This window comes from Micromonospora sp. LOL_014, from assembly GCF_048060245.1.
GTDB lineage: Bacteria > Actinomycetota > Actinomycetes > Mycobacteriales > Micromonosporaceae > Micromonospora_E.
Genome location: NZ_JBHMIP010000031.1, coordinates 25,855 through 50,655, shown reverse-complemented (window position 1 = coordinate 50,655; position 24,801 = coordinate 25,855). Strand labels below are relative to the sequence as shown.

Below are 24,801 nucleotides of genomic sequence, written 5' to 3'. Positions count from 1 at the left end.
ATGGAGATGATCATGATGAGTGCAACTGTGGATCCCCACCCGGGTCCGGCCATTCGTCCGACCGACTCGCGGTCGACGGCGCGCCCGGCCGTCATCACTGCGGCGGCGGTGCTGGTGACTGCGTTCGGGCTGGCCCTGCTGGCCTCGTACGTCTTCACCCGGGACCCGTACTGGGCACTGCGCTGGACGGTCGACCTCAAGGTCTACCTTGCCAGCGGTCTCGCGGTGCGTGAAGGCACCTCGCTGTACGACGTGGTCATCATGTCGCCGCTGTACGGTCCCATGCCGTACCTGTATCCACCGTTGACCGCGGTGCTGTTCTTCGTGCCCTTGTCCTACCTGCCGATCGGGGCGGCGAGCCTGGTGTGGAACACCGCGTCGTTGGTTGCCCTCGGCGCGGTCGTCTGGATGACGCTGAAGGTGACCGGGGTCCGGGACGCACGGGTGCGCGGGGTGCTCACCGTGGTCGTGCTGATCCTCGCCGCGTGGTTGCTGCCGGTCCGGATTCAGCTGATCGCCGGTCAGATCAACATGTTCCTGCTGCTCCTGGTGCTGCTGGACTTCCGGGGCGGTGGCGGTCGCTGGCGTGGTGTGGGCATCGGCATCGCCGCCGGCCTGAAGGTGACCCCGCTGATCTTCATCGGCTACCTCGTCGTCACCCGGCAGTGGCGGGCCGCCGGCACCGCCTTGGGGGCCTTCCTCGGCACGGTGGTGGCCGGTTTCGCTGTGCTGCCAAGGGACTCGCTGACCTACTGGAGCGGGTTGGTGCTGCACTCGTCGCGTGCCGGTGGTGTCTTCGACACTCCGAACCAGTCGTTGTCCGGGGCGTTGGCCCGGGTACTCGAGGGAGAGCAGTTCGCTCGGTGGTGGCTGGTGATCCTGGCCGGCGTGGCGGTCTTCGGGCTCGCGGTGGCCAGGTACGTCTACCTGCGTGGTTCGGACTTCCTGGGATTCTCGGCTGCGGCGGTCACCGGCCTGCTGGTGTCGCCGGTGAGCTGGGAACACCACTGGGTGTACGTGATCCCGTTGCTCATCTGGCTGGCCTGCCGCGCTTACCAGACCCGTTCGGCATGGCTCGCCGTCGCGACCGGGGTGTTGGTGCTGGTGTTCACCATCCGGGTGTTCAGCCTGTTGGGCATTCCGGAATCGCCTCCGTCACCGATGGAGCTGGCCGTCTGGCAGAAGGTGGTTGCCGCGATGTTCCCACTGACCGGACTTGCCCTGCTGATACTCGGTCCCATGTGGGTACGTCGCGACTTCCCATCGGAGCCGGCGGCGCGACCCGTCGAGCCGCCGCTTCGTGAACTGGTATCGGCATCGGCCAGATGACGGACGGACCAAGGCGGTCGTACCGGGACGGCGAGGTTGCCGTCCCGGTACGGCGTTCGGCAATGCATGGCCCGGCACGATGTTCGCGCGCCTGCCGGCCCGGCGTCATGGGTGCCCGCGGCTTGTGGCCCTGGCGGGTGCCGGACTCACCGGACGGGCGCGGTACTGCCTCTGACTACCAGTTCGGTGGGGAGCAGGATGTGTCGCGGGTCGGCTGCCGCGCCGGTCCGGGCCTGCTCGACGGCTACCCGCAGCGCCTCCGCCGCCGCCCGCCCCTTCAGCACGACGTCCTGGCGCACCGTGGTGAGGGTCGGCCGGATCTGGGTGGCCAGGGGATTGTCGTCGAAGCCGACTACCGAGACGTCACCGGGAACACGCATGCCCAGCGCGGTCGCTTCCTGGATGACCCCGTAGGCGATGGCGTCGGAGAAGCACAGGACGGCGGTGGGCGGGTCGTCGCGGTCCAACAACAGCCGTGCGGCTGCGCGGACGGCGTCGATCCCGCCGCTGGGCTCACGAGCCACGACCGGGCGGATCGCGGCGGCGTCCAGGGCGTCGAACCATCCCAGCATCCGTTGTCGGGAGGGGTAACCATCTGCCAGCGAAAGGGGATCCTCGATGAGTCCGTGCTCGCCGTGCGCCCCGGACAGCAGAAAGCCGACCCGGCGATGGCCCAGGTCGACGATGTGTTGCGCGGCGGCGCGGGCACCTGCCCGGTCGTCCACGTTGACGCAGGTCACGGTCGCGACAGGCTTCTGGTCCACGAAAACCAGGGGAAGTCGCCGGCGGGACAGCCAGTCGACCGCGGGTGAGGTCGGATCACACGCGTAGACCAACGCGCCGTCGATGGCGACGTCACGGGCCGGGATGATCCCGCCGCTGCTGGCTGAACTCAGCAGGGTGAGCGCGAGGCCGGTGGGGGCCAGCTCCTCGGCGATCGCGCCGAGGAAGCTGGTCGCCACCAGATCGGTGAATGCGAATCGGAGGGATTCGGTGAGAACAATACCCACCGCGCCGGTTGTGCCTTTGGCCAGTGCGCGTGCGGCAGGATCGGGGCCGACATAGCCAAGTTCCTGAGCGGCGGCAAGAATGCGCTCTCGCAGGGTACTGGAGAGTTGGTCCGGGCGGGAGAAAGCGTTTGAGACGGTCATGCGGCTGACGCCTACCCGGTCCGCGATGGTCTGCAACGTCACTCGTGGGGCCATGCCCACCGCCTCTCGTCCACCTACTGAGGTGAGGCGAGGTTATCAGGCAGGGCTGCGCTCGGCCGGGGCGATCGCCTGGGCCGCCCGCTGCAGGCCCTTGGCCAGTGCAAGCCGGACGAGCCGGGTGCGCTGGGGGCGTTCGACGTGCGGCACGACGGGCGCGTCCGGGCGGGCGCTGTTGACGTTGCGGGAAACCTCGTTGATTGCTCCGACGAAGCCAGATGCCATTTCCATGATGATCACCCCTCGGCTGACCGGTTAACCTCTATACCGGTACAGTACGCGAGTCTTCTATACCGGTCAAGGGACTTCTTGTCGATACGCCTGAACGATCTCGACCAGCTGTCGTTGCTCGGCCGCGAAGTCCCGTCTCGTCGGGACGTCCGGGTTCGGGTCGAGGATGATCTCGGCCGCTCCGCACTCGGTGAGCGCCCTGACGTCCCCGACGATCTGGGCGAGGGTGCCCACGCCGAGCGGACGATCCGGGCCCGCGGACCGGGCCTGCAGCCGGGCCTTGATCCGGGGGACCAGAGCCGGAACCGGTCGACCCGCCTCGGCGGCCGCCGCCGTCAGCGCCGGCAAACCTCTGTTCCTGAGCCAGTCCAGAGTCGGATTGATCGGGTGCCAGGCCGTGCCGAACCGGGCGGCCCGGCGGATCGCGGCCCGGCCGGCGCCACCGACCCAGACCGGCATCCCGCCTCCAAGTGGGGCCGGCCCCGTCGCGACATCGGAAAATCCGTGTTCGCTGGAGCTGACCGTGTCGGCCGCCCAGGCTCTCGTGATCACCCCGAGGTGGGAGTCGGCGGTGCGGCCCCGTTGCCGCACGTCGAGCCCGAGCGCCGCGAACTCGGTGGCCGCCCATCCCGAGCCTACGCCGAGGACGAACCGGCCCTGGCTGAGCAACTGCAACATGGCACTCATCCGGGCGGTCAGCAACGGATGACGGTACGGCAGCACCGCCACCGAGGTACCAAGTCGGATCCTCTCGGTCTGCGGGAACAACCAGGACAGCAGCACGAAGGGGTCGTAGAACGGCGCAGGATACACCGAGGTCACCTCGGCGGTGGGCGCCACATGGTCCGACACGACCAGGGTGGACAGGCCGTTGTGCTCGGCGAACCGGGCCCAGTCGAGGAACGCCTCCGGGACCGCCTCGGGCCCGAAGTTCGGCACGTTGATTCCCAGCCTGGCCATCACGCCGCCTGGGCGAGATAGGCGTGGAAGGGCGCGGAGAGCTGCTCGGCCGACAACCCGGTGTCCGCGCGCCGGGCGATGCCCGGCAGTACCGCCGACACGGCGTCGATCAACCGACCGGTCGTCTGGGGGTCGGGGTTCATCGCCGGCGGAACGGACTCCTTGCCCGCGGCGAAGACGATCTCACCGACCCCGGCTGCGGCCGCCACCGTCCGGCAGATCGCGCACGGTTCACAGCTTGAGTAGACGACGGCGCCGCGCAGATCGGCCGACCCGGTGCGCCGTGCCGCGTCTCGGATGGCGGTCACCTCCGCGTGCGCCGCCGGATCCAGGTCGGTCAGCGCTGTGTTGACGCCAGCACCGATCACCTTCCCGTCCAGCGCCACCACGGCGGCGAACGGCAACTGGCCGGCCGAGCCGTGCATCCGGGCCGCCTCGACGGTCCTTGCCAGGAGTCCGGGCTCGCCACCGATCGACGGCAGCGCCGTACCGATCAGCTGCCCGAGCGGCAGGGCCGAGTCTTGAAACAAGGTCACCTGCACGCCCGCCGGCCCGTCGAGCCGGGCGTTCAGGGAACCCCACGGCGTGCGTCGGGGCGCGGCGATCAGCCGTGCGCCCGGTGTGTCGCCGAGGACGTCGACCGCCGCAACCGCGTCGTCGACCTGGAACGCGAGTCGTACCGGAGTGCTCGGAGTACCGTCGGTCTCGACCTCGGCGATGAATGCGGCCTGAGCCTCGTTGGCTAGCTCCAGGGTGGCCTGGCCGGCGGCCAGGATGGCCACCCGCGCGCCTTTCGGGCCGGCCATTGCGGCCAGCTCGGTGAGCCCCAGCGAGTCCCGGTAGTAGCGGAGCGCGTCGTCCACATCCGGTACGACCAGGACGACCCGTAGCTGCGAAACGTTCAGTTCTGCCATATCGGCACCCTAGAAGCTGACTCGCCACTGTAGGGGTGCCAACACGCGGAGCGACGTTTGTGTCCGCGGCGGACCGGACATCAGGATGCCCGGTCCGGCCGGGGCGCTGCACGATGCCAGACGGACGCGTCGGGTGCCGACCGGTCGGAGTCGCCCGAGCGGCGGGGTCAGCGGGAGGCGACGCCGGCGCGGCGCTTGCTCCACACATCGAAGGCGACCGCGGCCAGCAGCACCGCACCCTTGACCAGCATGACGTTCTCACTGGGGGCGCCGATCAGCGACATCCCGTTGTTGATCACGCCCATGATCAGACCGCCGGTGACCGCGCCGACCACCTTGCCGACCCCGCCCTGCACGGCCGCCCCGCCGATGAAGGCGGCGGCGATCGCGTCCAGCTCGAAGGTGTTGCCGGCGGTCGGTCCGGCCAGGTTGAGCCGGCCGGCGAAGATGATCCCGGCCAGCGCGGAGAGCACCCCCATGTTCACGAAGATCCAGAACACGACCGACTTGACCTTGACCCCGGACAGCACTGCGGCCTGCAGATTGCCGCCGACCGCGTAGATCTGCCGACCGAACACCGACCGCTTGGTCAGCAGCGAGTAGCCGAGCACCAGCGCCGCCAGCAGCACCAGCACCCACGGCAGATTCTTGAACCGGGCCAGCTGCACGATCACGAACAGCACCGCCGCCGAGGCGCCCACGATCTTGAACAGGAAGACCGGCATCGGGTCCACCGCCTGGTCGTAGCCGAGCCGGGCCACCCGGGCCCGCCACTGGCTGACCGCGATACCGCCGACCGCGACCAGACCGACCAGCAGGCTGACCAGATCGGCGCCGCCGAGCGGGCCCAACCCGATGTTGCCCAGATAGCCCTCGGTGAAGCCGTTGGCGAGGGTACGCACCGGATCCGGGAACGGCCCGATGCCCTGGTTGCCGAGCACACTCAGGGTGAGTGCCCGGAACAGCAGCATCCCGGCCAGGGTGACAATGAACGCCGGGATGCCGAAGTACGCGATCCAGAAGCCCTGCCAGGCGCCGATCGCGGCGCCGGCGATCAGGGTGATCAGCAGGGCCACCGGCCAGGGCAGGTCGTGCTCGACCATCAGTACGGCGGCGATCGCCCCGGTCGCGCCGACCACCGAGCCGACCGACAGGTCGATGTGCCCGGCGATGATGACCAGGATCATGCCGATCGCCAGGATCAGCACGTACGAATTCTGCACGATGATGTTGGACAGGTTCTGCGGCTGCAGCAGCGCCCCGTCGGTCAGCACCGCGAACAGCACGACGATCAGCCCGAACGCGATGTAGATGCCGCTCTCGCGGACGTTGATCCGGGCGACGCTCACCGGTCGGCCCCCGATCCCTGCTCCTGTCCCTGCACCATGTGCTGCATGAGTCGCTCCTGGGTGGCGTCGGCCCGCCGCACCTCGCCGGTGATCCGGCCGGCCGACAACGTGTAGATCCGGTCGCACAGCCCGATCAGTTCGGGCAGTTCAGAGGAGATGACCAGGACCGCCGTACCGTTGTCGGCGATCTGGTTGATGATCGAGTAGATCTCGTACTTGGCGCCGACGTCGATGCCCCGGGTCGGCTCGTCCAGGATCAGCACGTCCGGCTCAGTGAAGATCCATTTGGACAGCACGACCTTCTGCTGGTTGCCGCCGCTGAGCTTGCCGACGATGCTCGCCACGCTCGGCGCCTTGATGTTCATGCTGCGGCGGAACTCCTGCGCCGTACGGTGCTCGGCGCCCTCGTCGACCCAGCCGCGGCGGGCCAGCCGGGTCAGCCCGGCCGCCGACACGTTGCGCTGGATGTCCTCAATCAGGTTCAGCCCGTACCGCTTGCGGTCCTCCGTGGCGTACGCGATGCCGTGGTCGATCGCCTCGCGGACCGAGCGCAGCTGGATCTGCCGGCCGTCCTTGTAGACCCGGCCGCTGATGTCCCGGCCGTACGCCTGGCCGAAGACGCTCATCGCGAGCTCGGTGCGGCCGGCTCCCATCAGCCCGGCCAGCCCGACGACCTCCCCACGGTTCAGGGTGAGGTTGGCGTCGGCGACGACCACCCGGTCGCCGTCCGGGGAGCGCACCGTCCACTCCTCGATCCGCAGCGCCTCGGCGCCGATCCTTGGGGTGCGCGGCGGGAACCGGTGCTCCATCGACCGGCCCACCATGCCGGAGATCAGCCGGTCCTCGGTGACCTCGTCGTTCGCCAGGTCGAGCGTCTCAATCAGTTCGCCGTCGCGCAGGATGCTGATCGTGTCGGCGATGGCGAGGATCTCGTTCAGCTTATGCGAGATGATCACACAGGTGATGCCGGTGTCCCGCAGCCCGCGGAGCAGGTCGAGCAGGTGTGCGGAGTCCTCGTCGTTGAGCGCGGCGGTGGGCTCGTCCAGGATCAGCAGCTTCACCTGCTTGGACAGCGCCTTGGCGATCTCGACCAGCTGCTGCTTGCCCACCCCGATCTCGGTGACCAGGGTGGTCGGATTCTCCGTCAACCCGACCCGGCGCAGCAGCTCGGCTGCCTGGTGGTTGGTGTGGTTCCAGTCGATGAGGCCACGGCGGGTCTGTTCGTTGCCGAGGAAGATGTTCTCGGCGATCGTCAGTTGCGGGCAGAGCGCTAGCTCCTGGTGGATGATCACGATGCCCCGGTGCTCGCTGTCCCGGATCCCGGCGAACCGGGCCGGCTGGCCGTCGAAGGTGGTCTCTCCGGCGTACGACCCGTGCGGGTAGACGCCGGAGAGCACCTTCATCAGGGTCGACTTGCCGGCGCCGTTTTCGCCGCAGATGGCGTGGATCTCGCCCCGGCGTACGGTCAGATTGACGTCGTGCAGGGCACGCACGCCGGGGAACGTCTTGGTGATACCCCGCATCTGCAGGATGGCGTCGGTCGGCATGATCGTTGACTCAGCCCAGCTGCTCGGCCGAGTAGTAGCCGCTGTCGATCAGCACTTCGTAGTTGCTCTTGTCGATGATCACCGGCTCGAGCAGGTAGGACGGGACGACCTTCTCCCCGTTGTCGTAGTCGGTGGTGTTGTTGACCTCCGGTGAGTCGCCGCTGAGGACGGCGTGCGCCATCTCGACGGTCTTCGTCGCCAGCTCGCGGGTGTCCTTGAAGATCGTCGAGTACTGCTCGTCGGCCAGGATCGACTTGACCGAGACCTGCTCGGCGTCCTGTCCGGTCACCACCGGGTAGGGCTGCCCGGCGGTGCCGTACCCGCTGCTCTTGAGCGCGGACAGGATGCCGATGGAGAGCCCGTCGTACGGCGAGAGCACCCCGTCGACGGTGACGCCGCCCTGGTAGGTGCGGGTGAGCAGATCCTCCATCCGCCGCTGCGCGGTCTCCGGGTCCCAGCGCAGGATCGCGACCGTGTCGAAGTCGGTCTGGCCGCTGCGGACCACCAGCCTGCCCGAGTCGATGTGCGGCTGCAGCACAGACATCGCGCCCTCGAAGAAGAAGGTGGCGTTGTTGTCGTCCGGCGATCCGGCGAACAGTTCGATGTTGAACGGTCCGTCGGCGTCACCGGCGGAGCCGTCCGCGTTGAGCATGCCGAGTCCGACCAGCAAGGACGTGGCCTGCTGGACGCCGACCTCGAAGTTGTCGAAGGTGGCGTAGTAGTCGACGTTGGGGCTGTTGCGGATCAGCCGGTCGTATGCGATGACCGGAATGCCCTGGTCGGCGGCCTGCTGCAGCTGAGTGGTCAGCGCCGTGCCGTCGATCGAGGCGACGATCAGCAGCCGGGCACCCCGGGTAATCTGGTTCTCGATCTGGTTGACCTGGGTGGGAATGTCGTTCTCCGCGTACTGCAGGTCGACCTCGTAGCCGAGCTCCTCCAGCGCGGCCTGGACGTTGTCGCCGTCGCTGATCCAGCGTTCGGAGGACCTGGTGGGCATGGTGACGCCGACCAGGGCACCTGCGTTGTCGCCGTCGGCGGTCTCCTGGTCGATGGTCTTCTCGCTGGAGCCGCAGGCGGCCAGGCTGGTCGCCAGGGTGGCGGCTGCGCCGATCGTGGCCAGCCGTCGGATCATGGTGCTGGTGCGCAATTGCACGGACGTCTCCATCTTCTAGGATGGGCTGCGGTTGTGGCACCGCAGGCGGGAGGTTGTGGTGCCGCGGGCGATGGGGTGCCGGGACGCTGGGCGGTGCACCGGGCACGGCGGGCGGCCGCTGGCCATGCGACCCCGTCACGCTGTCGGGTTGCTGCAGCTATCGGTGGCACTGTGAGTCGCAGTGTTATCGCTCACAAGATCGCTGTCAAGAGCCCTTACGCGATCCTGAGGAAACCGACGCGAAACCATCGACCGACTTCGCCGGCGGCTCCACCGGGGCCACCCCGACTCTGCTGTCGGATGATGTTTCCGCAGCTCACGGACTTGACGTGAGTGTGCCGCGAGCTCGGCTCGGCGGGCCGGTTCAGCCGGGTGCGGCGACGCTGCGCCGGTGCACCAGGGCCGGCTCGATGGTGTGCCGCTCGTCGCTGCGTGCGCCCGACTCAATTTGCCGCAGCAGTAGCGCCAGGCTCGCCTTGGCCACCGCGTCGAAATCCGGCCGGACAGTGGTCAGCGGTGGGGTGAAGTAGGCGGCCTCCGGCACGTCGTCGAAGCCAACGATGCTGACCTCGTCCGGCACCCGCCGACCCCGCTCGCTCAGCGCCCGCAGGATGCCCAGCGCGAGATGGTCGTTGGCGGCGAAGATGGCGGTGACGTCGCGCATCCGGGCAAGCATCTGTCCGGCCCGGTAGCCGGACGCTGCACTCCAGTCGGCCGGCACCAGCGGCGGCACCTCGGCGCCGGCATCCCGAAGGGTCTGCTCCCAGCCGTGGATCCGTCCGGCGCTGTCGAACCAGTCGCCTGGGCCGGAGACATGCCAGACGGTGGGGTGACCCGCGTCCAGCAGACACTGGGTGGCGGCCCGGGCTCCGGCCGCCTGGTCGACGGTGATCAGCGCGGTGTTGCGCTGCGGATCACCGTCGATGGTGACCAGCGGCACCCCGGCCGGCACTTGTTCCACGGCTTCGCCAGCAGAGACCACTGGTGCGATCACTACCAGGCCGGCGACCCGCTGGTCGAGGTGGCGGTCGACGACGCCGGCGATGGACTGCCGGTCCAGGCTGCGGACGCTGCCAACGTTGACCGCGAACCCGGCGGCCCCGGCGGCCTGCTCGAATGCGGCAAGTAGGGACGCTGGACCGTAGAGCGTCGAGTTCTGCGCCACCACTCCGATCACCTGTGACTTGCCGGTGACCAAGGCACGAGCCGCCCGGTTCGGCCGGTAGCCCAGCTCGGCGATGGCGGCCCGGACTCGCAGCCGGGTCTGCTCACGCACGTTGGGGTGGCCGTTGAGCACCCGGGACACCGTTTGGTGGCTTACCCCGGCCAGCCTGGCCACATCCGTCATCGCCGGTTCCCGGACGCTTCTGCTACTCACCGCTGCCCACCTCAAGTCCGGCCGGGACGTGCCGGCACTGCCGATGATCTTCAGACCCGGCATGGTGCCAGGGCCGCGGAGCTGGACCGGCCGGGTGGGCCGGGCTTGTCCTTCGGTGCCCCTGCCAGTTCCGTCAACAGCGAGGTTAGCGGTCACCTACCGCGACCCGCCATGGGCTGGCAGTGAGCCGAGGGGACAACCTGGTCCCATCGATCCGGCAGCGGTGCCCCACTGCGGCGGGCACCCGACCGGATACTGTCGCTGCGACTGTTGTCGATGTTATCGCTCATCCGACCGCCCAACTCAACTCGGTGCTGCCGAGGGCGGTTGTCGCAACGGAGCGGTAACGGCCGCGATCCACCCCCTTGACGTGCTTGATGAGAACGGTAACACTCCTGAAACGCGGCGGTTGGGCTCCAGTCGTCGATGGCATCCCCACCAGTCTGGCCACCTGGGAAGGGTGTCGATGGGTCGGAAGCTCGGCGCATGCCGGGGGTTTGGCCAGGACGTAAAGTTAACGCTAACAATCGGTCCATCGCATACGTGGGCCGTTCTTGACCGCGGGTCGTCCGGCCAACCGGCGGACGACATCAGCCTCAGCGGGAGGTAGGCATGTTCAGACGTTTATCCGCCGTCATGATCGCGGCGATGATGGTGGCGACCACCGCCGCCTGTGGTGACTCGGGTACGGAGGGAGGCGGCAGCAGTGACGACCAGATCGTCCTCGGCTTCTCCCAGGTCGGCGCCGAGAGTGGCTGGCGTACCGCGAACACCAAGTCGGTCCAGGAGTCCGCGGCCGAGGCCGGGGTCGAGCTGAAGTTCGCCGACGCCCAGCAGAAGCAGGAGAACCAGATCAAGGCGATTCGCAACTTCATCGCCCAGCGGGTCGATGTGATCGCCTTCTCTCCGGTCGTGGAGTCCGGGTGGGACACCGTGCTCAAGGAGGCCAAGGACGCCGGGATCCCGGTGATCCTGACCGACCGCGCGGTGGACTCGCAGGACGAGACGCTCTACGAGACCTTCATCGGCTCCGACTTCGTCCTCGAGGGCCGGCTCTCCGGCGAGTGGCTGGTCGAGGAGTTCGCCGACGAGTCGGGCCCGGTCCGGATCGTCGAGCTGCAGGGCACCACCGGCTCGGCCCCGGCCAATGACCGCAAGCAGGGCTTCGGCGAGGCGATCGCCGCCGACCCGAAGTTCGAGATCATCGCGTCGCAGACCGGTGAGTTCACCCGGGCCAAGGGCAAGGAGGTCATGGAGGCCTTCCTCCAGGCCCACGACGACATCGACGTGCTCTTCGCGCACAACGACGACATGGGGCTCGGCGCGATCGAGGCGATCGAGGCCGCCGGTCTGGTGCCCGGCCAGGACATCACGATCATCACGATCGACGCGGTCCGCGACGGCATGCAGGCGCTCGCCGACGGCAAGATCAACTTTATCGCGGAGTGCAGCCCGCTGCTCGGGCCACAGCTGATGGAGCTGGTCGAGCAGGTGCACGCCGGTGAGTCGGTGCCCAGGCGGGTGGTCACCGAGGAGACCACCTTCACCCAGGAAGAGGCCAAGGAAGCACTGCCCACCCGGCAGTACTGAGCCGGACCGTCGTCCCGCCCGGCCACCGCGCCGGGCGGGACGACGAGGCAGGTGCCGGCCGCCGGCCCGGTCGGCCCCGCAAAGCGCCGACCGGGCCGGCGGTGGCCGGCCGCAGCGACAGCAGTGAGAGGTACGGATGACCGACGCGGCGCCGATCCTGGAGATGACCGGGATCGGCAAGACCTTCCCCGGCGTCGTCGCGCTCGACGACGTCGACTTCCGGATGTTCCCCGGCGAGGTGCACGCCCTGATGGGCGAGAACGGCGCTGGCAAGTCCACCCTGATCAAGGTTCTCACCGGGGTCTACGGAATCGACCGCGGTGAGATCCGTCTCGGCGGCCGGCAGGCCCGGTTCGCCGGCCCGCTACAGGCCCAGCAGTCCGGTGTCAGCACCGTCTACCAGGAGGTGAACCTCTGCCCCAACCTGTCGGTGGCAGAAAACATCTTCATCGGCCGGGAACCGCGCCGGTTCGGCGCGATCAGGTGGGCCACGATGCGGCGACGCTCGGCCGAGCTGCTGCACCGGCTGCACCTCGACATCGACGTGACGGCGCCGCTGTCCAGCCACTCGCTCGCCGTACAGCAGATGGTCGCCATCGCCCGTGCGGTGGACATCTCGGCCAAGGTGCTCATCCTCGACGAGCCGACCTCCAGCCTGGACGCCTCCGAGGTGGAACAGTTGTTCGCGGTGATTCGCCAGCTCAAGGAGTCCGGCGTGGCGATCCTGTTCGTCTCGCACTTCCTCGACCAGGTCTACGAGATCGCCGACCGGATGACCGTGCTGCGCAACGGCCGGTTGATTGGTGAGTGGCCGGTCGAACAGCTGAGCCAGCTGGAGCTGGTGGCCAGAATGATCGGCAAGGACCTCAGCGTCCTGGAGCAGCTCGACGGCGAGTCCAAGCCGGACCTGGCCACCCTGGAGGGTGGCCAGCCGGTGCTGGAGGCCACCGGACTCGGCCGGTCCGGGGCGATCGCCCCGTTCGACCTGACCATCCACGCCGGCGAGGTGGTCGGCTTCGCCGGGCTGCTCGGCTCGGGCCGCACCGAGGCGGCCCGACTGCTGTTCGGCGCCGACCGCGCGGAGCGGGGCCGGGTGAGCATCGCCGGCAAGCCGACCGCGCTGCGCGGCCCGCGCGCCGGGATGGCCAACGGCATCGCCTTCTGCTCCGAGAACCGGCGGGCCGAGGGCGTCGTCGAGGACCTGACCGTACGGGAGAATCTGGTCCTCGCCATGCAGGCCGCCCGGGGGTGGGCCCGACCGATCCCGCGTCGCCGCCAGGACGAGCTGGTCGCCAAGTACATCGCCGCGCTGCAGATCCGCCCGGCCGACCCGGAGCTGCCGATCCGCAACCTGTCCGGCGGCAACCAGCAGAAGGTGCTGCTGGCCCGCTGGCTGATCACCGAGCCCAAGCTGCTCATCGTCGACGAACCGACCCGGGGGATCGACGTCGGTGCCAAGGCGGAGATCCAGCGCCTGGTGGTCGAGCTGGCCGGCGGCGGCATGGCGGTGCTGTTCATCAGCGCCGAGCTGGAGGAGGTCCTCCGGCTCAGCCACAAGATCGCGGTACTGCGGGACCGGCAGATGATCGACCAGCTCGCCAACGGCGCGGGCGTCGACGTGGACCGGATCATGCGGACCATCGCCGGGGAGGCGGCAGCATGAGCGACACGCATCGACGACTGACCGGCCTGGTCCGGCAGCGGCTGTTCTGGCCGGTGCTGATCCTGGTGGTGCTGCTGGTCAGCAACCTGTTCTTCACTCCGAGCTTCTTCTCCATCACGGTTCGCGACGGGCACCTGTACGGGTCGTTGATCGACATCCTGCGGGCCAGCACCCCGCTGGTCCTGGTCGCCGTCGGGATGACCGTGGTCATCGCCACCGGCGGCATCGACCTGTCCGTCGGCTCGGTGATGGCCATCTCCGGCGCGCTCGCCTGCCTGCACATCAGCGGTCTGGCCGACCAGAACAGCGTCACCGGCGTGCTGTTCGCCGTCCTCCTCGCGCTCGGGCTGTCGGTGCTGCTCGGCCTCTGGAACGGCACCCTGGTCGCCGCGATCGGCATCCAGCCGATCATCGCCACCCTGATCCTCATGGTGGCCGGCCGAGGGCTGGCCCAGCTGATCACCGACGGGCAGATCATCAACGTCAACTCGTCGCCGTACAAGGTGATCGGTGCCGGCTACGCGCTCACCCTGCCGGTATCGGTGCTCATCGTCGTCGCGGTGGTCACCGCCGCGGCGCTGCTGATCCGGCGCAGCGCGCTCGGCATGCTGGTCGAGTCGGTCGGCGGCAACCCGACCGCCAGCCGACTGGCCGGCATCCGCGCCCGGCAACTCGTCATCCTGGCGTACGTCTTCGCCGGACTCTGCGCCGGCATTGCCGGGATCATCTTCAGCTCGAACGTCTCCAGCGCCGACGGCAACAACGCCGGCAACCTGATCGAGCTCGACGCGATCCTCGCCGTCGTCATCGGCGGTACCGCGCTCACCGGCGGCCGGTTCTCCCTCGCCGGCAGCGTCCTCGGCGCGGTGATCATCAAGGCGCTGGACATCACCATCTACACCATCGGCATCCCCAGCGAGGCGACGCTGCTGTTCAAGGCGGTCGTGGTCATCGTGCTGTGCCTGGCCCAGTCGTCGGCGTTCCGCGCCCGGATCTCCGGCCTCGGTCGCGGCGGCGCAGGACGGGGCGGGCCGCCCCGGCCACCCGGATCCCCACCCGGGCAGCGGCGTGGCGAATCCACCGGCGACGGACAGCCACGGCAGGTCGAACCGGCGGGACAGACAGCGGCGGAGGCAACGGCATGATCGACGTCAGCGACCCCCGGCAGGCGACGGCCACCGCGCCGACGCCGACCGCTCGCACCCGGCGCTACTGGCCGCAGCAACGGCACCTGCCGGTCGCGGCCACCCTCACCCTACTGGCCACCATGTACGGGCTCGGCGCGCTCAACTACACCGGGTTCGCCCAGCCGCAGATCCTGCTGAACGTCTTCGTCGACAACGCCTTCCTGCTGGTCGTCGCGGTCGGGATGACCTTCGTGATCCTCACCGGCGGCATCGACCTGTCGGTCGGCGCGGTGGTCGCCCTGACCACCGTCTGCGCCGCCGTGCTGCTGCGCGAGGGCTGGCCGGCCGGTGTGGTGCTGCCGTTGGTCCTGCTCATCGGCACCACGCTCGGGCTGCTGATGGGCCTGATCATCCACTTCTTCGAAATCCAGCCGTTCATCGTGACCCTCGCCGGGATGTTCTTCGCCCGTGGGCTCTGCCACCTGATCACCAGCGACTCGATCCCGATCACCGACGCGTTCTGGACCGCGGCGGCGCAACAGCGGATCCGTTTCGGCGACGGCTACTTCATCTCGATCAGCGTGGTCATCGCGCTCCTCGTGGCGCTGACTGCGGCGTACGTCCTGGCGTACACGCCCTTCGGGCGCAAGGTGTACGCCATCGGCGGTAACCCCCAGTCGGCGTTGCTGATGGGCCTGCCGGTCGGGCGTACCCGGATCGCCGTCTACACCATCAGCGGGTTCTGCGCGGCGCTCGGCGGGGTGCTGCTCAGCTTCTACATGCTCTCCGGCTACAGCCTGCACGCCCAGGGAATGGAACTCGACGCGATCGCCGCGGTGGTGATCGGCGGCACGCTGCTGACCGGCGGATCGGGGTACCTGCTCGGCACCGTCCTCGGCGTCGGGGTGCTCGGTCTCATCCAGACGATCATCGCCTTCCAGGCGAATCTGAGTTCCTGGTGGACGAAGATCGTCATCGGGGTGCTGCTGTTCGCCTTCATCATCCTGCAACGCCTGGTCACCCGGCGGGGCAGATGACTCACCATAGTGGCCAGGCCAGAATCCACCACAGGGAGAACGGGTGAACACCGACCAGTACACCATCGGCATCGACTTCGGCACCCTGTCCGGGCGGGCCGTCGTGGTCCGGGTCGCCGACGGCGCCGAGACAGGCTCGGCGGTGCACGAGTACCGCAACGCCGTCATCGACCGGGCCCTGCCCACCAGCGGCAAACCGCTGCCGCCTGACTGGGCGTTGCAGGATCCGGAGGACTACCGGGACGTGCTGCGCCACGCCGTGCCGGCGGCACTCGCCGACGCCGGCGTGGCCTCGGCGCAGGTGATCGGCATCGCCACCGACTTCACCGCGTGCACCGTGCTGCCGACCCTGGCCGACGGCACCCCGCTGTGCCAGCTGCCCGAGCTGGCCGACCGGCCGCACGCCTGGCCGAAGCTGTGGAAGCACCACTCGGCGCAGCCGCAGGCCGACCGGATCAACGCCCTCGCCCACCAGCGCGGCGAGCCGTGGATCGGCCGGTACGGCGGCAAGATCTCCGCCGAGTGGCAGTTCGCCAAGGCGCTGCAGGTGCTGGAGGAGGACCCGGAGGTCTACTCCCGTACCGAGCGATGGATCGAAGCCGCCGACTGGATCATCTGGCAGCTGTGCGGCGCCGAGACCCGTAACGCCTGCACCGCCGGCTACAAGGGCATCCACCAGGACGGCCGGTACCCGGACCCGGCGTACCTGGCCGCGCTGCACCCCGACTTCGCCGACTTCGCGGCCACCCGGCTGGAGCATCCGATCCTGCCGCTGGGCGCCCGGGCCGGCGGGCTGACCGCCGAGGCCGCCGGCTGGACCGGGCTGCCGGCCGGCATCGCGGTCGCCGTCGGCAACGTCGACGCGCACGTCACCCCGCCGGCGGCCGGCGCGGTCGCCCCCGGGCAGCTGCTCGCCGTGATGGGCACCTCCACCTGCCACGTGATGAACGGCACCGACCTGGTCGAGGTCCCGGGCATCTGCGGCGTCGTCGACGGCGGCATCACCGCGGGGGCGTACGGCTACGAGGCCGGCCAGTCCGGCGTCGGCGACATCTTCGCCTGGTTCGTCGACAACGGCGTACCACCAACGGTGCACGACGAGGCGGCGCGTCTCGGGCTCAGCGTGCACGACCTGCTCACCCGGCAGGCCGCCGAGCAGCCGGTCGGCGGGCACGGGCTGGTCGCCCTGGACTGGCACAGCGGCAACCGGTCGGTCCTGGTCGACCACCACCTGTCCGGGCTGATCGTCGGGCTGACCCTGGCCACCCGCCCGGACGAGATTTACCGGGCGCTGATCGAGTCGACCGCGTTCGGCACCCGGACGATCGTGGAGACGTTCGAGCGCGCCGGGCTGCCGGTGACCGAGTTCGTCGTCGCCGGCGGGTTGAAACGAAACAAGCTGATCATGCAGATCTACGCCGACGTGCTGCGCCGGCCGGTCAGCGTGGCCACCTCCGACCAGGCGCCGGCGCTCGGCTCGGCGATCCACGCGGCGGTCGCCGCCGGGGCGTACCCGGACGTGGTCACCGCCGCCGGGGCGATGGGCGCGGTGGAGACCGCCGTCTACCGCCCCGACCCCGACCGGGCCGCCGGCTACGACCGGCTGTACGCCGAGTACCAGCTGCTGCACGACCACTTCGGCACCGGTGCCGACAAGGCGATGCACCGGCTGCGGGACATCCGCAACGCCGCGCTCGCCCGCTCCGACCGGGAGGTTTCCGCCTGATGAGCACCACCGCCCGCGCAACGACCGCCGGTTCCGCAACGACCGCCGGCTCCGCAACCGACGTCGCGGCCGCCGACGTCGCGGCCGAGGTCACCCGGCTGCGTGCCGAGGTGTGCCGGCTGCACGAGCACCTGACCCGCTGGGGGCTGGTCACCTGGACCAGCGGCAACGTCTCGGCCCGGGTACCCGGCGCCGACCTGCTGGTGATCAAGCCGTCCGGGGTCAGCTACGACGAACTCACCCCGGCGCACATGGTCGTCACCGATCTCGACGGCACGCTGGTCGAGGGCGACTACGCGCCGTCGAGCGACACCGAGGCACACGCGTACGTCTACCGGCACATGCCGTCCGTCGGCGGGGTGGTGCACACGCACAGCCCGTACGCCACCGCCTGGTCGGCACGCGGCGAACCGATCCCGTGCGCGGTGACCGCGATGGCCGACGAGTTCGGCGGCGAGATCCCGGTCGGGCCGTTCGCGTTGATCGGCTCCGACGCGATCGGCCGGGGCATCGTTGCGACGCTCACCGACCACCGGTCACCGGCGGTGCTGATGCGCCAGCACGGCCCGTTCACCATCGGCGCGACCGCGAAGGCAGCGGTGAAGGCGGCGGTGATGTGTGAGGACGTGGCCCGCACCATCCACCTGGCCCGCCAGCTCGGTCCGGTCGAGCCGCTGCCGCAGGCAGCGGTCGACGCGCTGTACGAGCGTTACCAGAACGTGTACGGCCAGCGGTGAACCGCAGCCGGCAGAGATTGTCCAGATGGGACCGAGAAGTGTGGCATAGGGGGGATCCGTGGTGATGGAGGCATCGATGCGGTCGGCGCAGGTGTGGTTCCTGACCGGCAGCCAAGGGCTGTACGGTCCGGAGACGTTGCAGCAGGTGGCTGAGCAGTCCCAGGAGATCGCCCGGCGGTTGGACGCCGCCGACGGGCTGCCGGTCAAGATCGTCTGGCGGCCGGTGCTGACCAGCCCGGAGGATATCCTGCGGGTCTGCCTCGCCGCCAACGCCGAACCCGGCGTGGTCGGGGTGGTCGCCTGGATGCACACGTTCTCCCCGGCAAAGATGTGGATCTCCGGCCTGGACGCGCTGCGCAAGCCGCTGCTGCACCTGCACACCCAGGCGAACGTGACGCTGCCGTGGGCCGAGATCGACATGGATTTCATGAACCTGAACCAGGCCGCGCACGGCGACCGCGAGTTCGGCTACGTGCAGACCCGGCTCGGGGTGGCCCGCAAGACCGTCGCCGGCCACGTCAGCGACCCCCGGGTCGTCGGCCGGATCGCCGGCTGGGCGCGGGCCGCGATCGGCCACACCGAGCTGCGGTCGCTGAAACTCGCCCGGTTCGGCGACAACATGCGCAACGTCGCGGTCACCGAAGGTGACAAGGTGGAGGCGCAGGTCCGGTTCGGCGTCTCGGTCAACACGTACGGGGTGAACGAACTCGTCGAGGCGGTCGACGCGGTACCGGACCCCGACGTCAAGGTGCTGGTCGACGAGTACGAGCAGCGGTACCGGGTGGACCCGGCGCTGCGGGCCGGCGGCGACCGGCACGACTCGCTGCGCTACGCCGCACGCATCGAACTGGGTCTGCGCGGCTTCCTGACCGAGGGCGGCTTCCGGGCCTTCACCACCAACTTCGAGGACCTGGGCGGGCTGCGGCAGCTGCCCGGTCTTGCGGTGCAGCGGCTGATGGCCGACGGCTACGGCTTCGGCGGTGAAGGCGACTGGAAGACCGCCGTACTGGTACGCACCCTCAAGGCGATGTCCGTCGGCACCTCCGGTGGTACGTCGTTCATGGAGGACTACACCTACGACCTGACCCTTGGCCAGGAGCTCATCCTCGGCGCGCACATGCTGGAGGTCTGCCCGAGCATCGCCGCCGACACCCCGTCGTGTGAGATCCACCCGCTGAGCATCGGCGGCCGGGAGGACCCGGTCCGGTTGGTCTTCGACGCCGCACCCGGCCGGGCCGTCGTGCTCGGCATGGTCGACCTGGGCGAACGGTTCCGCCTGGTGGCCAACGAGATAGAGGTCGTGCCGCCGGCACAGCCGTTGCCGAAGTTGCCGGTGGCCCGGGCGGTGTGGCGCCCCGAGCCGGACCTGCCGACGTCGGCCGAGGCGTGGCTGACCGCCGGCGGCCCGCACCACACCGTCCTCTCCCAGGCCGTCGGGGTGGACGAGTTGCACGATCTGGCCGAGATGACCGGCACTGAACTGGCGGTCATCGACGCCGACACGACGGTCCGGCGGTTCGCCGCCGAGCTGCGCTGGAGCCAGGCGTACCACCGGCTCGCCCGCGGCTTCTGACCTGCTGGTCCCGCTGCCCGGGTGCTGGCGCCCCGGGCAGCGGGGCGGGTGGCTGCCCGGATCAGTGGCGATCGGCGTCGGGCACGTCGTGCGGCTCCAGGGCAGGTCGTCGAGGGGCTCCAAGCTGTCCAGGGCTGGAAGCTGGACCGCCGGGCTTTAGACGACCCGTAGCGTTAGTGGACCCTCGGGACACAACGATAGAGACCTCAGCACCGAGTGCTTCGGACGTACAGACACAGTGCGTCCGGGGTGTCAACCTGTCCGTGTTCGATCTGAGAGATCCGCGCCTGGCTTACCCGAGGGCTGCGTCAACCCCAGCCTGGGCAAGCCCAGCCGGACTTGCGCATCTCGGCCAGCTCATGCCTACGGATGTGGCCGAGGTTCTCAGCGCGAATCGTGGCTCGCCCCTCCTCTTCCGTGCGGTCGACCAGGTACTGCTCGTAGCGACCTTCGGCAATCGGGATCTTCGCCTGGTGACAGCGGTTCCGAAACGGGATCCGTGACAGGGGCAGTCCCCGGTCTGCTTGGCATCGTCGAACGCCGCCAGGTGACGGGGTGCGGGGGGCGGGTCGGTCACGACTGCCTCGCGTACCGGGCGGGGGTACCGCCGCCGGTCCAGGCGTGCAGGTTCATGGTGGTCTGCGCGGCGCGGGCCTGGCTGGTCTGCCAGCGGCGGAGCGCGTCCTTGATGCGGTCGTTCTGCTCGTAGGTGCGGTCGAGTTCGGCGTAGACGATGCCGAGGTCGTGGGCGATCCGTTCGAGGAAGGCGGCGACTTCGCCGGGGTCCAGGCCCCGGCCGCCGCCGCGCCGCGGGATTGTCGGGAAGCGGTGGGCGCGGATCTGCCAAGGGCGGATCGGCCGGTACGCGGTGGGTCGCTGGTTGCGGCTGCGACCATCGGGTACGTGGTAGACGCCGCTGCCCGCCGGCCAGTCACGCGGTGGGGTGGTGGCCATCTTGCGGCGTTGCCAGCGCAGTCGCCAGCGTCGCCAAAGCTCTCGCATCACGTGTTCCTCCCCATTGTTCACTCCTGGTGCCGATCAGGCGGTGTCGTGGATGGGTCTGGACGGGGGGCGGCCCTGCCGCTTGCCGATCCCGGCGGGGCCACCCGCACCCTAATCGCCGCAGCCCTCCTTGGCAGTACGGCGACCAGGGCAAACCTTCGGGGCCGGGACGCCCAACGGCGTGACTCGCTACACGCCCCGACCGGAGGTGAGCGCCCCAAGCTGCCGTGCAAGGAGTGCTCGCGGGAAAACATAGGCGTCTAAGCCGCCTATGTCAATGAATCCTTGTCGCGGTCACGTGTCTCGTGATCGAATCGGGTTGCCGTGCAAGGAGACTCCAAATGCCTACGCAGCCCGACTATGTCCGCATTTCGGACGCCTACGCCGCAGCGATCGTCAGCGGCCGGCTCAAGCCAGGGGAGAAGCTGCCCTCGATCGCCGAGATGAGCAAGCGCTACACGGTCGGTGCCACGACCATCAAGATGGTCCTCGTGCGGCTGGAAGCGCGCCGGCTGGTCCGCCGCCACCAGGGCAAAGGCACCTTCGTCGAGCCCAGCGACCGATGGCTACTGCCCGACGGTGACGATGATGACGAGCCAGATTTCGAGATCTGAGGGTTGCGGCGTAGTGGCAGGTCACCTGGCTTCCTGGCATCCAATCGTCACTAACCAGCCCACCCCAGCGGCTGGTAGTCGGGCAAGTGACAAGGAGTGTCGGGAGGGCGGACTTTCGTGGCGGGTCAGCCTCGTGGCTGTCGCTGGCGGCCGCACCGACTGGGGTCTGCCGCTGCGGCTCATGGCTACTTCGTGGATCGGCCAACTAGGACCGCCTAGTCGCGAACCACAGGAGACTGTCGGATACTTGACAGATCGCGATTTTCAACCTATTATGTGACTAATATTCGCCTATGCCCAGGGCTAACGCTAATCGATCTTGAACTGGGAATTGATGATCAGAAGAGGGTTAGCTTCGTTACTGTGTGCAGTTGTCGCCGCACTTGTCGTGTTGTTGAGTTCCGGTGCGGCAACCGCAGTGGAGCGAGTGGATCCAGTCGCCGTAGTAGACAAGGTCTACGCGTCAGTCGATCCAGAGGTCGAATATGAAGAGTTGTCTGTCAGGGGAGCGGGCAGCATTCGATAGCCGCATGCTTGTGAAAACGGTCCAGTTTAGGACCACTGCTTTGGCTCCGGTCGACCGGGAAATTCTTCAACAAATGAGGCATGAGAATCCCGCGATCTCCGCATGTTGGCTTGGCCAAGCTACCGGAAGTTCTACGTCGTTGGCAGGAAATACCCTCTACACCTTCTGGGTGGTTGGTACCTGGTGTAACTCGGGCAGTACTGTTACCAGCGCGACCTACGACTATGCCGATGGGGAGACTAAGTCGATAGGCTGGCGTCATGCTGGCGTTCAATCTCACGGTAGCGGCATCGTTAGCAACACTGCTCGAATTTGGGCTAAGCAACGGTTTATTTGGGAGTCGGCGGCTGGGACGTGCAGACGGTCGACGAGTGCCTTCGCCTGAACGGTATGGCGAATGGTGGTAGCTCGGGCAATTTCACCTGCTCAATCTTCTGATCGAGCTATGCCGGTGCGAGGGCCACCGCAATTGCGATGGGTTCTCGCGCCGGCCCCTCGCCGACGTGTGGACGTGAGGGGGATCTTGTACGATCTGTCAACAGTGCAGGAGGAATGCCATGTCAACCCAGCAAGAGTCACTCAGTCCGGAGCAAACGAACTCCAAAATTGGTCTTGTGGCGGTCCTGTCCGTCCTTGGCCTGGCGACGTTGATCGTGAACTTCCTGCTGGCCGGTGCAGTAGGGGCTGCCGGTGCGGTTGCTTCAATCTGGGGACTGCGTACCGATCGGCGGCACCGAACCGCGTATCAGGTTCTGCTCGGCATCTCTCTGCTCACCGTGGCATTTTCGCTACTGATGAGCGCTTTCTTGCTCTCGGTGGACCGTCCGGAACCAAGCGTCACGGTCGTCCCGAAACCATGACCATGGCCTCAATCTCTCGACTGGATAGAGCCTGATCCGGGTAAGCCAGGTCGCCTAACCCGCGACGTCCACGCGCAGGTTGTCGGTCAGCCTCGGGCGCGGACGCCGCAGCCGGCCCACCAGACGCCGACGCCGACAGCGAACACCATCAGCCCGGTGAGCACTGCCGTGCCGGGCAGGGTGGCGGCCAGCAGCAGGCAGCCGGCGATCCCGACGACCGGTACGGCCTTCGGCAGCGCGCCCTCGTCGCGGCGCAGGGTCAACGCGGCGGCGTTGGCCACCGCGTAGTAGACCAGTACCCCGAACGACGAGAAGCCGATCGCCTCGCGCAGGTCGGCGACGCAGACCAGGGCGACCACCGCGACCCCGACCGCGATCTCCGCCCGGTGCGGCACCTGACGGCGCGGATGTACGGCGTCCAGCCCGGCCGGCAGATGCCGGCCCCGGGACATCGCGAACACGGTCCGGGACACCCCGAGGATCAATGCCAGCAGCGCCCCGAGCGCCGCCGTGGCCGCGCCGACGCGTACCACCGGGGTCAACCAGCCGGCACCGGCCTGCGACACGGCGGCGGCCAGCGGTGCCGGCGCGTCGGCCAGCCCGGCCGGGCCCAGGGCCCGCAGCGCCGCGACCGCAGCCAGCGCGTAGACCGCCAGGGTGATGCCCAGTGCGATCGGGATCGCCCGCGGGATGGTGCGCCGCGGGTCGCGGACCTCCTCGCCGAGGGTGGCGATCCGGGCGTAGCCGGCGAAGGCGAAGAAGAGCAGCCCGGCGCCCTGCAGCACCCCCCAGCCGTCGACGGGTACGCCGCCTGCCCCGCCGACGACCGGCCCGGTGCCGCCGATCAGCCCGGCCACGACCACCGCCGCCAGCACCACCAGCACGACACCGACGATGATCCGGGTGGCCAGCGCCGACCGGTGCACGCCGAACAGGTTCAGCGCGGTGAGCGCGACCACCGCCGCGACCGCGACCGGCCGGGCGTATCCCGGGGCCAGGTAGCTGCCGACGGTGAGCGCCATCGCCGCACACGAGGCGGTCTTGCCGACCACGAACCCCCAGCCGGCGAGGTGGCCCCAGAAGTCGCCGAGCCGGCGTCGGCCGTACACGTAGGTGCCGCCGGACTCCGGGTAGCGGGCGGCCAGCCGCGCCGACGACATCGCGTTGCAGTAGGCCACCACGGCGGCGACGCCGAGCGCGGCGAGCAGCCAGCCGCCGGCGGCGGCCGCCGCCGGGGCGAACGCGGCGAACACCCCGGCGCCGATCATCGCACCGAGACCGACGACCACCGCGTCGCCGGTGCCCAGCCGGCGGGCCAGACCGCCGGGCGACGGGTCGGTCGGGCTCACCGTACGGCAGGCGAACGCCGGTCGACCGGGTCGGCATCGCCTCCGGTGGCATCGGCCCGGTCACCGTCACCGGCCGGCCGCCGCCGGTTGTGTGCCTCGCGCCGGGCCAGCCAGCCGAAGCCGACCAGGGTCATCGCCGCGAAGATCCACCACTGGGCCACGTAGCCGCCGTTCTGCCAGCTGTTCTCGTGCCGGATCGGTACGGCGACGAAGACCGGGTCGGCCGGCGGGTCCTGCTCCTGCAGCAGCACGTAGCCGCCGTAGATCGGATAGGGCAACTCTGTGGCGAGCACCGGGGTGGCGATCCGCCGGGTCTGCAGCGTGCCGTCCTGGCGGGTCACCGAGCCGGACATCGGCTCCGGCTGGCGCAGCAGCCCGGTCACGGTCACCTCGCCGGTCGGTGCCGGCGGCACCGGCGGCGCGACGGCGAGCCCGCTGTCGTCCGGCGGGATCCACCCCCGGTCGACCAGCACCGCGGAACCGTCCGCCAGCACCAGCGGGGTGAGCACCTCGTAGCCGACCCGGCTGTTCACCGTACGGCTGCGGACCAGCACGTCGTTGCCGCTGTCGTAGCGTCCGACGGCGGTCACCCTGGTCCAGGTCGCCGACTCCGGTGGCGCGTCGCCGGCCTGGCCGGGTGCCGGGCCGGGGCGGCCGGCGGCCCGGGTCAGCTCGACCGGGGTCTGCTGCCCGGCGGTGTCGATCCGGTCGTTGACCGCACTGCGTTGGTGGTAGCGGTCGAGCTGCCAGTTTCCCAGCTGAACCATCACCGCCGCGGCGGCCAGGGCCACCACGAGGTAGCCCAGCCACCGGGGCGTCAGCAGGAACCGGTACACATGGCGGAGACTACCGGGTATCGTCTTGCGGCTGTTCCACCGATGCCGCCGGTGGCGGTCCGGCCGACCCCACCTGGCGTCCGTCGCCCGGA

The 24,801-nt window shown here is 69.2% G+C and carries 21 protein-coding genes; 10 read left to right on the top strand and 11 right to left on the bottom strand.

The genetic code is table 11. The features are described from left to right. Nucleotides 1-15: 15 nt before the first annotated feature. Nucleotides 16-1,329 carry a glycosyltransferase 87 family protein gene (locus ACFHW1_RS23985; protein WP_416552407.1) on the top strand — a complete coding sequence of 438 codons (1,314 nt, stop codon included), beginning with the start codon at nucleotides 16-18 and terminating at the stop codon, nucleotides 1,327-1,329. A 146-nt stretch (nucleotides 1,330-1,475) separates the two neighbouring features. Here the strand turns inward: ACFHW1_RS23985 and ACFHW1_RS23980 are convergent, their stop codons facing one another. From ACFHW1_RS23980 to ACFHW1_RS23945, 8 genes are all read right to left on the bottom strand, one after another. Further along, complete coding sequence (locus ACFHW1_RS23980; RefSeq protein ID WP_281551192.1) at nucleotides 1,476-2,522, bottom strand: LacI family DNA-binding transcriptional regulator; 1,047 nt, start codon at nucleotides 2,520-2,522, stop codon at nucleotides 1,476-1,478. A 54-nt stretch (nucleotides 2,523-2,576) separates the two neighbouring features. Then, nucleotides 2,577-2,768 carry a hypothetical protein gene (locus tag ACFHW1_RS23975; protein WP_281551191.1) on the bottom strand — a complete coding sequence of 64 codons (192 nt, stop codon included), beginning with the start codon at nucleotides 2,766-2,768 and terminating at the stop codon, nucleotides 2,577-2,579. A gap of 66 nt (nucleotides 2,769-2,834) precedes the next feature. Continuing rightward, on the bottom strand, nucleotides 2,835-3,728 hold the full coding sequence (locus ACFHW1_RS23970) for a TIGR03619 family F420-dependent LLM class oxidoreductase (protein WP_416552410.1): 894 nt from the start codon (nucleotides 3,726-3,728) through the stop codon (nucleotides 2,835-2,837). Then, nucleotides 3,728-4,642, bottom strand: a complete 915-nt coding sequence (locus tag ACFHW1_RS23965) for a deaminase (protein ID WP_416552412.1) — start codon at nucleotides 4,640-4,642, stop codon at nucleotides 3,728-3,730. Before ACFHW1_RS23965 ends, ACFHW1_RS23970 begins: the two co-directional genes overlap by 1 nt. A gap of 167 nt (nucleotides 4,643-4,809) precedes the next feature. After that, nucleotides 4,810-5,991, bottom strand: coding sequence for a multiple monosaccharide ABC transporter permease (mmsB, locus tag ACFHW1_RS23960; protein ID WP_282231965.1), 1,182 nt, complete (start codon nucleotides 5,989-5,991; stop codon nucleotides 4,810-4,812). Next, nucleotides 5,988-7,538, bottom strand: coding sequence for a multiple monosaccharide ABC transporter ATP-binding protein (gene mmsA / locus ACFHW1_RS23955; RefSeq protein WP_416552416.1), 1,551 nt, complete (start codon nucleotides 7,536-7,538; stop codon nucleotides 5,988-5,990). Before mmsA ends, mmsB begins: the two co-directional genes overlap by 4 nt. 10 nt (nucleotides 7,539-7,548) lie before the next feature. Beyond that, nucleotides 7,549-8,670 (bottom strand): multiple monosaccharide ABC transporter substrate-binding protein, encoded by a 1,122-nt coding sequence (chvE, locus tag ACFHW1_RS23950; RefSeq protein WP_416616133.1) that lies wholly within the window; start codon nucleotides 8,668-8,670, stop codon nucleotides 7,549-7,551. A 385-nt stretch (nucleotides 8,671-9,055) separates the two neighbouring features. Beyond that, entirely contained in the window at nucleotides 9,056-10,039 is a 984-nt protein-coding gene (locus ACFHW1_RS23945) for a LacI family DNA-binding transcriptional regulator (protein WP_416552748.1), read from the bottom strand. Nucleotides 10,040-10,681: 642 nt separating this feature from the next. Here ACFHW1_RS23945 and ACFHW1_RS23940 point away from each other — a divergent pair. The 7 genes from ACFHW1_RS23940 (at nucleotide 10,682) to araA (ending at nucleotide 19,522) form a co-directional block, all read left to right on the top strand. Further along, nucleotides 10,682-11,659 carry an ABC transporter substrate-binding protein gene (locus ACFHW1_RS23940; protein ID WP_416552418.1) on the top strand — a complete coding sequence of 326 codons (978 nt, stop codon included), beginning with the start codon at nucleotides 10,682-10,684 and terminating at the stop codon, nucleotides 11,657-11,659. Nucleotides 11,660-11,795: 136 nt separating this feature from the next. Continuing rightward, the gene (locus tag ACFHW1_RS23935) at nucleotides 11,796-13,322 is read left to right on the top strand and encodes a sugar ABC transporter ATP-binding protein (RefSeq protein ID WP_416552420.1); all 1,527 of its coding nucleotides are present in this window, start codon (nucleotides 11,796-11,798) and stop codon (nucleotides 13,320-13,322) included. Beyond that, a complete protein-coding gene (locus ACFHW1_RS23930; protein ID WP_416552422.1) occupies nucleotides 13,319-14,467 on the top strand; it encodes an ABC transporter permease in 1,149 nt (382 codons plus the stop codon). Before ACFHW1_RS23935 ends, ACFHW1_RS23930 begins: the two co-directional genes overlap by 4 nt. Further along, nucleotides 14,464-15,486, top strand: coding sequence for a galactofuranose ABC transporter, permease protein YjfF (yjfF, locus tag ACFHW1_RS23925; RefSeq protein ID WP_416552424.1), 1,023 nt, complete (start codon nucleotides 14,464-14,466; stop codon nucleotides 15,484-15,486). The genes ACFHW1_RS23930 and yjfF overlap by 4 nt, the downstream gene beginning before the upstream one ends. 43 nt (nucleotides 15,487-15,529) lie before the next feature. Further along, nucleotides 15,530-17,212, top strand: coding sequence for a ribulokinase (gene araB, locus ACFHW1_RS23920; protein WP_416552426.1), 1,683 nt, complete (start codon nucleotides 15,530-15,532; stop codon nucleotides 17,210-17,212). Further along, the gene (locus ACFHW1_RS23915; RefSeq protein ID WP_416569304.1) at nucleotides 17,212-17,949 is read left to right on the top strand and encodes an L-ribulose-5-phosphate 4-epimerase; all 738 of its coding nucleotides are present in this window, start codon (nucleotides 17,212-17,214) and stop codon (nucleotides 17,947-17,949) included. The genes araB and ACFHW1_RS23915 overlap by 1 nt, the downstream gene beginning before the upstream one ends. A 76-nt stretch (nucleotides 17,950-18,025) precedes the next feature. Then, a complete protein-coding gene (gene araA, locus ACFHW1_RS23910; protein ID WP_416552430.1) occupies nucleotides 18,026-19,522 on the top strand; it encodes an L-arabinose isomerase in 1,497 nt (498 codons plus the stop codon). A 573-nt stretch (nucleotides 19,523-20,095) separates the two neighbouring features. On the opposite strand, the gene ACFHW1_RS23905 is transcribed toward araA, so the two are convergent. Next, nucleotides 20,096-20,524 carry a DivIVA domain-containing protein gene (locus ACFHW1_RS23905; protein WP_416569302.1) on the bottom strand — a complete coding sequence of 143 codons (429 nt, stop codon included), beginning with the start codon at nucleotides 20,522-20,524 and terminating at the stop codon, nucleotides 20,096-20,098. Nucleotides 20,525-20,865: 341 nt separating this feature from the next. Here ACFHW1_RS23905 and ACFHW1_RS23900 point away from each other — a divergent pair, with 341 nt between their 5' ends. After that, the gene (locus ACFHW1_RS23900) at nucleotides 20,866-21,138 is read left to right on the top strand and encodes a winged helix-turn-helix domain-containing protein (RefSeq protein WP_281551180.1); all 273 of its coding nucleotides are present in this window, start codon (nucleotides 20,866-20,868) and stop codon (nucleotides 21,136-21,138) included. A 1,083-nt stretch (nucleotides 21,139-22,221) separates the two neighbouring features. After that, complete coding sequence (locus ACFHW1_RS23895) at nucleotides 22,222-22,524, top strand: hypothetical protein (protein ID WP_281551179.1); 303 nt, start codon at nucleotides 22,222-22,224, stop codon at nucleotides 22,522-22,524. 86 nt (nucleotides 22,525-22,610) lie between these two features. Here ACFHW1_RS23895 and ACFHW1_RS23890 read toward each other — a convergent pair whose 3' ends face one another. Both ACFHW1_RS23890 and ACFHW1_RS23885 read right to left on the bottom strand, forming a co-directional pair. Next, nucleotides 22,611-23,873: an APC family permease gene (locus ACFHW1_RS23890; protein ID WP_416616126.1), complete on the bottom strand. Its 1,263-nt coding sequence runs from the start codon at nucleotides 23,871-23,873 to the stop codon at nucleotides 22,611-22,613. Continuing rightward, nucleotides 23,870-24,709 carry an SURF1 family protein gene (locus tag ACFHW1_RS23885; protein ID WP_416567865.1) on the bottom strand — a complete coding sequence of 280 codons (840 nt, stop codon included), beginning with the start codon at nucleotides 24,707-24,709 and terminating at the stop codon, nucleotides 23,870-23,872. Before ACFHW1_RS23885 ends, ACFHW1_RS23890 begins: the two co-directional genes overlap by 4 nt. Between the last annotated feature and the right edge of the window lie 92 nt (nucleotides 24,710-24,801).